Annotated in this window: 5 protein-coding genes and 1 riboswitch; of the genes, 3 read left to right on the top strand and 2 right to left on the bottom strand. The window is 73.3% G+C overall.

Annotated features, from left to right (window positions below; translation table 11 throughout):
* The first annotated feature begins 62 nt into the window (after positions 1 to 62).
* Positions 63 to 389 carry a putative quinol monooxygenase gene (locus ACFU6K_RS28470; protein ID WP_380667739.1) on the top strand — a complete coding sequence of 109 codons (327 nt, stop codon included), beginning with the start codon at positions 63 to 65 and terminating at the stop codon, positions 387 to 389.
* Positions 390 to 460: 71 nt separating this feature from the next.
* Positions 461 to 2,467, top strand: coding sequence for an AAA family ATPase (locus ACFU6K_RS28465; RefSeq protein ID WP_380667737.1), 2,007 nt, complete (start codon positions 461 to 463; stop codon positions 2,465 to 2,467).
* A gap of 38 nt (positions 2,468 to 2,505) precedes the next feature.
* Here the strand turns inward: ACFU6K_RS28465 and ACFU6K_RS28460 are convergent, their stop codons facing one another.
* Positions 2,506 to 4,179, bottom strand: coding sequence for a hypothetical protein (locus ACFU6K_RS28460; protein ID WP_380667735.1), 1,674 nt, complete (start codon positions 4,177 to 4,179; stop codon positions 2,506 to 2,508).
* A gap of 48 nt (positions 4,180 to 4,227) precedes the next feature.
* A complete protein-coding gene (locus tag ACFU6K_RS28455; RefSeq protein ID WP_049656554.1) occupies positions 4,228 to 4,611 on the bottom strand; it encodes a metalloregulator ArsR/SmtB family transcription factor in 384 nt (127 codons plus the stop codon).
* 82 nt (positions 4,612 to 4,693) lie between these two features.
* Positions 4,694 to 4,907, top strand: a riboswitch (cobalamin riboswitch).
* A gap of 30 nt (positions 4,908 to 4,937) precedes the next feature.
* Between ACFU6K_RS28455 and ACFU6K_RS28450 the strand changes: the two genes are divergently transcribed.
* Positions 4,938 to 6,053, top strand: a complete 1,116-nt coding sequence (locus tag ACFU6K_RS28450; RefSeq protein ID WP_380667733.1) for a HoxN/HupN/NixA family nickel/cobalt transporter — start codon at positions 4,938 to 4,940, stop codon at positions 6,051 to 6,053.
* Positions 6,054 to 6,075: the final 22 nt, after the last annotated feature.

The raw sequence follows: 6,075 nt of genomic DNA, 5'->3' as shown, positions 1-6,075 counted from the left end.
CCGCCGAGCGGCGGGCACCCGTCCGCACGGCCACGTGTGAACGTGGAAGGGAAGGAAGTCCCATGATCTTCATTACGGTCAAGTTCGCGGTCCGCCCCGAGCGCGCCGACGAGTGGCTCGACCTGGTCGACGATTTCACCCAGGCCACCCGCCGCGAGCCCGGCAACCTCTTCTTCGAGTGGTCCCGCAGCGTCGACAACGCCAACGAGTTCGTCCTGGTCGAGGCGTTCCGCGACGGCGACGCCGGCAAGGAGCACGTGGAGTCCGCGCACTTCACCAAGGCCATGGACGAGATGTCGTACGCCGTGGCCGCCAAGCCGCAGATCGTCTCGATCGAGATCCCCGGCATGGACGGCTGGGGCGAGATGGGCGAGATCACCCCCCGGTGACACCCGGACGCCCCTCCGGCCGGGTGCCCAGCCCGTAGGCTGGGGCCCGGGCGGCCGGAGGGAGCAGGCGGATGGAGCGGCACGAGGTGGCCAACACCGTGTCAGGTGCCACGGTGGGCGGCCATGTGGTGCAGGCCGGGACCATCGGGTCGGTGCACCTCCACCAGCCGCCGATGGTGCCGACGCCCCGTCAGGTGCGCGCGCCGCACGGCCCGTTCGTCAACCGTGAACCGGAGTTCGCCGCACTGGCCGGCGCGCTGCGCCGGGTCGAGGAGGGCGGACTCGGGGTCGTGGTGTTCACCGGCCTCGGCGGGGTCGGGAAGACCGAGCTGATCGCCAAGTTCACCGAGCGGCACCGGGAGCGCTTCCCCGGCGGGGACCTCTACGCCGACCTGAAGGCCTACCGGCACCAGGGCGGGGTGGACCTCCCCGGGCTGCTGGCCGGCTTCCTGCGCGCCCTGGGCGCCGAGCCCCCGGCCGTGGAGGCCGAGCGGTTCACGGCCTTCCGCACCGCCACCGCCGAGCGCCGGTGCCTGTTCTTCCTGGACAACGTCGAGCACGCCGCGGAGGTCCGGGCGCTGCTCCCCGCCTGCGGGCTGGTGGTGGTCGCGAGCCGGCGGCGGCTGCCCGCGCTGCGGATGGACGGCGCCGAGGTGCGCCGACTCGGGCCGCTGAGCGCGGAGGCGGGCGCCGAACTGGTGCGGGGCTGGGTGGGCTCCGGGCGGGGCACCGACGGGGAACTGGCCGAACTGGTCGAGCTGTGCGGCGGATTGCCGCTCGCGCTGAACGCGGTCGGGAGCCAGCTGCTGGACCGGGACAGCCTTCCGGTCGGCCGTGTGGTGGCCGAACTGCACGACCGGGAGGGCAGGTTGGCGATGCTGGAGGACGAGGAGAGCGATCTCGGCGCGACGTACGACCTGGTCCACGAGCGGCTGTCGGCGCCGGGCCGGGCGCTCTACCACCTGATCGGCGTGCACCCCGGCCCCTTTGTGTCCGCCGAACTGGCGCGGGCGGTCGGCGTCGAGCGGGCCGAGCAGGCGATCAAGGAGCTGCGCGGCGTCCACGTGCTCGACGAGGTGGTGGACGACGACGGTGAGGACCGATTCCGGGCCCACGACGTGGTGCGGCTGCACGCCTACGGCCGGACGCGGGAGCTGTCCGACCGCGCCGGGCTCCTCGCCGGTGTCGTGGCGTATTTCCGGGGCCGTGCGTCGCTCGCCGATCGAATGATGGGCAGGGACCGACTCCGGCTGCAGGACCCGAGCGGTGACGACCTGCCCGGCTTCGCCTCCGATGCCGCGGCCCTGGAGTGGCTGTACGCCGAACGTGCCGACTTCCGCGCGGTGGTGGAGGAGGCGGCCGCGCAGGGGTGGCACGGCGAGGTGTGGCGGCTCTGCGAGTCGCTCTGGCCGCTGTACCACGGCCGCAAGCTCTACGACGACTGGATCGCCACCCACCGGCTCGGCATCGAGTCGGCCCAGTGGGACAACCAGCCGGCCGCCGTGGTCAGGATGCGCAACCAGCTCGCCCGCGCCCACCAGGAGCGCAAGGAGTACCGGCTCGCCGCTGAGCAGCTGGCGCTCGCCACGGAGCTGGTCCCGCTGGTGACGAACCGCCGGGTGGTCGGGGTGCTCTACGAGACCGACGGCCTGCTCTGCCTGGCCGACGGCCGCCCGGGCGACGCGGTGGAGCGCTTCACCCTGGCCTTGGCGGAGAACCGGGGCGACGACCATGGCGAGATCATCCAGAGCTACAACCTGGCGCAGGCGCTGATCGCCGACGGCCGTCCGGAGGAGGCGCTGACCCTGCTGGCCGAGGCCACCGCCCGGGCCGGGTGGACGCGGGACAACGACATGCTGATGAAGCTGCCGCTGGTCCGGGCCCGGGCCCACCGGGCGCTCGGGCAGCTGGACCTCGCCGTCGCCCACGCGGACGACTGCGCCCGGCAGGCCAAGGAGCGGAACCAGTTCGCGAAGGAGGCGCAGGCCCACGCCCTGCTCGTCACCCTCGCCGAGGAGCTGGACGACGCGGAGCTGGCGGAGCGCAGCCGCGAGCGGCTGCGGCAGCTGGCGGGCTGAGCGGCGGTCCGGGCCGGTAGCGGCGGCCCGCGGCGGGGTCAGGGCCCGGTGCGGAAGGACACCCGGGTGCGGTGCCCGCCGGTGCGGACGGTGAGCCCGTGCTCGGGGAGGCCGGCCGGGTCGCCGCCGTCGGCGAGCCAGCAGGCCACGGCCGAGCCGAGCAGCAGCGGGTCGATGGCGGGGTCGGGACGGCCCCAGTCCGGTTCGGCGCGGGCCTCCAGCAGCCGGCCGGTGTGCAGCCGGAGCAGGTGGCGGGCCGGGCCGAGGGCGGCCACCGCGACGGCGAGGCCGGGCAGTTCGGCGGCGGTGTCGGCGAGCCAGCGGGTGGCGGGGCGTTCGGCGTGGGCCTCGGTGCGGGCGATCACCTCGGCCGTGTAGCGCAGGGCGTCGCCCGGGTGCTCGTCGGTGAGCGCGTGGAAGCCGCGCGGGGAGTGGTCGTCCGGGTGGAAGGGGTAGCGCCGCAGGCTCACCTCGGTCCCCTCGGTGCTGCCCTCGACGTCGTACGCGGTGGGCCACTCGGCGGCCCCGGGGCAGGGGACGGGCCTGGGGTAGGGCGGTAGGGCCGGTTCGTCCCGGGGTTCGTCCAGGCCGTCCAGGAAGGAGTAGAGCAGCGGGCGCAGCAGCCGGGCGGATTCGCCGCGGTGGGCGAGCGAGCGGTCGGTGATCTCGCGCAGGCCGGTCGGTGCCTCGGCGAGGGCCCGTTCGAGCTGGGCGGCGAGGTCTCCGTCCGGGTCGAGGACGGGGGCGGCCTGGCCGAAGGCGTAGCTGGGGGAGCGCGGGTCGAGTTCGGCGGCGCCGGTGGCGACGAGCATGGTGCGGTGTTCCAGGGCGGCGCCGTAGACGGTGACCGAGCCGTGGTCGCCGATCACGCAGTCGGCGGCGACGAGCGCGGCCTGCCAGCCCTGGTGGGGCGGGATCAGGCGCAGGCCCATCCGGCGGGCGTCGTCGAGCAGCGCCCCGGGGGCGTGGCGGCTCCAGACATTGGGGTGCAGGACGACGGCCACCGTGTACTCGTCGGCGGGCAGTTGGCGGACGAGCCGCCGGGGCAGGTCGGGGTGGCGGCCGAATAACGAGTGCCCGCTCCAGGTGGAGCTGACGACGACGAGCCGTCGGCCGCCGACGGCGCCGAGCGCGGCGCGGTAGCCGTCCCGGGAGCGCCGGCTGGCGAGCATCCGGTCGAAGCACGGGTCGCCGACCACCCGGGCGACGTCGAGTGCCTCGGGGCAGGAGGTCCGCAGCCGGTCCAGCTGTTCGGGGTGGGAGAGCCCGAGGACGTCCACGAACACCCGTCCGCGGTGGGTGAGTTCGTTGCGGGACAGGCCGGCGGCGCTGACCGTGTCACCGGTGGACTCGGTGACCAGGCGGTTGTAGCCGGCGCCGTGTGGCAGGACGACGAGGCGGGCGTCCAGGCGGTGCATGGAGGAGTGGACGGCGCAGGCGACGGCCAGGTCGAAGCGGTGGCGGACGGCGTCGTCCCAGTCCAGCACGGTGAAGCCGGACAGGCCGTGCAGGTACTCGTCCAGGGCGCGGTCGGCGAAGACGGAACCGGGGTTGACGGTGAAGTACCACTCGATGCCGTGCGGGCTCAACAGGGAGAGGACGTCCAGGACCCGGGTGGCCGAGGTGAGGGTACGGGCGACCGCCAGCACGCGGGCCTTGACCGGGTCGGTGTTCCAGCGGTCGGCGGGCCAGGCATGGGGGTGGGACGGCACACCATGATCGTACTGGCCGGGCACGGCATCGGCCCGGGTTTCCGAGTGTCAGCCCACTGCCGCGCTCGGCTCGTGGTGCTCGGCGGCGGCGCACTCGTCGAGGAGGGGGCGCATGGCCTCGTCCACGAGCCGGTAGCGCACCACTCGTCCGTCCCGGTCGCCGGTGACCACGCCGGCCGTGCGGAGCAGCCGCAGGGCCTGGGAGACGGCGGGGTCGCGCATGCCGGTGGCGACGGCGAGGTCGCTGACGGCGAGCGGGCCGGCCCGGTGGAGGGCGAGCAGCAGGGCGAGCCGCCCGGGGTCGGCGAGCAGGGAGAACCGCTCGGCCCAGGACCGGACGTGCGCGGGGTCGCCGATCGCGGCGATGGCCTCGCAGACCCGGTGCCCGTCGATGGTGCGGTGGCCCGCGCGGTCGGCCGGTACGAGATGCATGCGGACATTCTTGCAGGCGGCCGCCTGTGATCCTGGACACCTGCGCAGGTGCGCAGCCTTGCACGGGTCGGGGCGGGGCCCCTACGGTGTTCCCCGCCGTGGTGCTCGGGAAGACCGGTGACGGACCCTCAGGGGTCCCAGCCCGGAGCGGCCCTCGCCACTGTGATCGGGTCGTTCCTCCGTCCGCGGAGGAACGTCGTCCGTGCCCACGGAGCCACTGGGTGCCTCGCGCACCTGGGAAGGCGGGTACGGGCGTCCCGTCAGCCAGGAGACCGGCCACGGCATCTCACGAGGTTTTCCACGAGGTGCTGGAGCGTGATCCGCAGATGACCCTGCCCGAAACCGTTGCCGCCGGCGCGAAGCCGGCCCCTTCCGCGCTGCCCACCTTCAGATGGCGGCGCGAGGACACCGTCCGTACGGCCGGGCTGATGGCGGTGATCGTGGCCATGCACGTGGTGGCCTTCGGCACGCTGATCTTCCTGGTCGCACCCGAGCGGTACGCGGTCGGTACCCAGGTCTTCGGGGTGGGCCTGGGCATCACCGCGTACACCCTCGGCATGCGGCACGCCTTCGACGCCGACCACATCGCGGTGATCGACAACACCACCCGCAAGCTGATGGCGGACGGCAAGCGGCCGGTCTCGGTGGGCTTCTGGTTCGCCCTCGGGCACTCCTCGATGGTGGTGCTGATGGCCGCCCTGGTGGCGGGCGGCGCGCAGCTGGCGAACACGCTGATGGACGACGAGTCGGCCACCCACAAGTGGCTGGGCGTGATCGGGACGACCACCTCCGGCGTGTTCCTCTACCTGATCGGCGCGCTCAACCTGGCGGCGCTGCTCGGCATCCTCAGGGTGTTCCGCTCGATGCGGGCCGGGAAGTTCGACGAGAAGGAGCTGGAGGCGCACCTCGACTCGCGCGGCTTCATGGCCCGGGTGCTGAACCGGGCGACCCGTTCGATCACCCGGCCGGGGCAGATGTTCCCGGTGGGCATGGTGCTGGGCCTGGGCTTCGACACCGCGACCGAGGTCACCCTGATGGTGATGGCCGGCTCGGGTGCGGCCTCCGGGCTGCCCTGGTACGCGATCGTCTGCCTGCCGCTGCTGTTCGCGGCCGGGATGAGCTTGTTCGACACCCTGGACGGGACGTTCATGAACTTCGCCTACCAGTGGGCCTTCGCCAACCCCGTCCGGAAGGTGTACTACAACCTGACCATCACGGGTCTGTCGATCGCGGTGGCCTTCATCATCGGCACCATCGAGCTGGTCGGGGTGCTGCACGAGAAGCTCGATCTGACCGACCCGGTCACCGGGTTCGTCGCGGACATCTCGCTGGACAACGTCGGCTACGCCATCGCCGGGCTGTTCGTGGTCGTCTGGGCGATCGCGATCGGGTACTGGAAGTTCGCCCGGGTCGAGCAGCGCTGGACGCCCGAGGGCTCCTGAGCCGAGCGACCGGCCCGAGGCC

This window comes from Kitasatospora sp. NPDC057512, from assembly GCF_042802135.1.
Lineage (GTDB): Bacteria > Actinomycetota > Actinomycetes > Streptomycetales > Streptomycetaceae > Kitasatospora.
The sequence above is the reverse complement of the archived record's forward strand: the minus strand, read 5'-3'. Positions and strand labels throughout refer to the sequence as shown.

Excerpts from the sequence above, each read along its gene's own strand:
- ACFU6K_RS28450 (WP_380667733.1), top strand. The coding sequence starts at position 4,938 with ATGACCCTGCCCGAAACCGTTGCCGCCGGCGCGAAGCCGGCCCCTTCC.
- ACFU6K_RS28465 (WP_380667737.1), top strand. The coding sequence starts at position 461 with ATGGAGCGGCACGAGGTGGCCAACACCGTGTCAGGTGCCACGGTGGGC.
- ACFU6K_RS28455 (WP_049656554.1), bottom strand. The coding sequence starts at position 4,611 with ATGCATCTCGTACCGGCCGACCGCGCGGGCCACCGCACCATCGACGGG.
- ACFU6K_RS28470 (WP_380667739.1), top strand. The coding sequence starts at position 63 with ATGATCTTCATTACGGTCAAGTTCGCGGTCCGCCCCGAGCGCGCCGAC.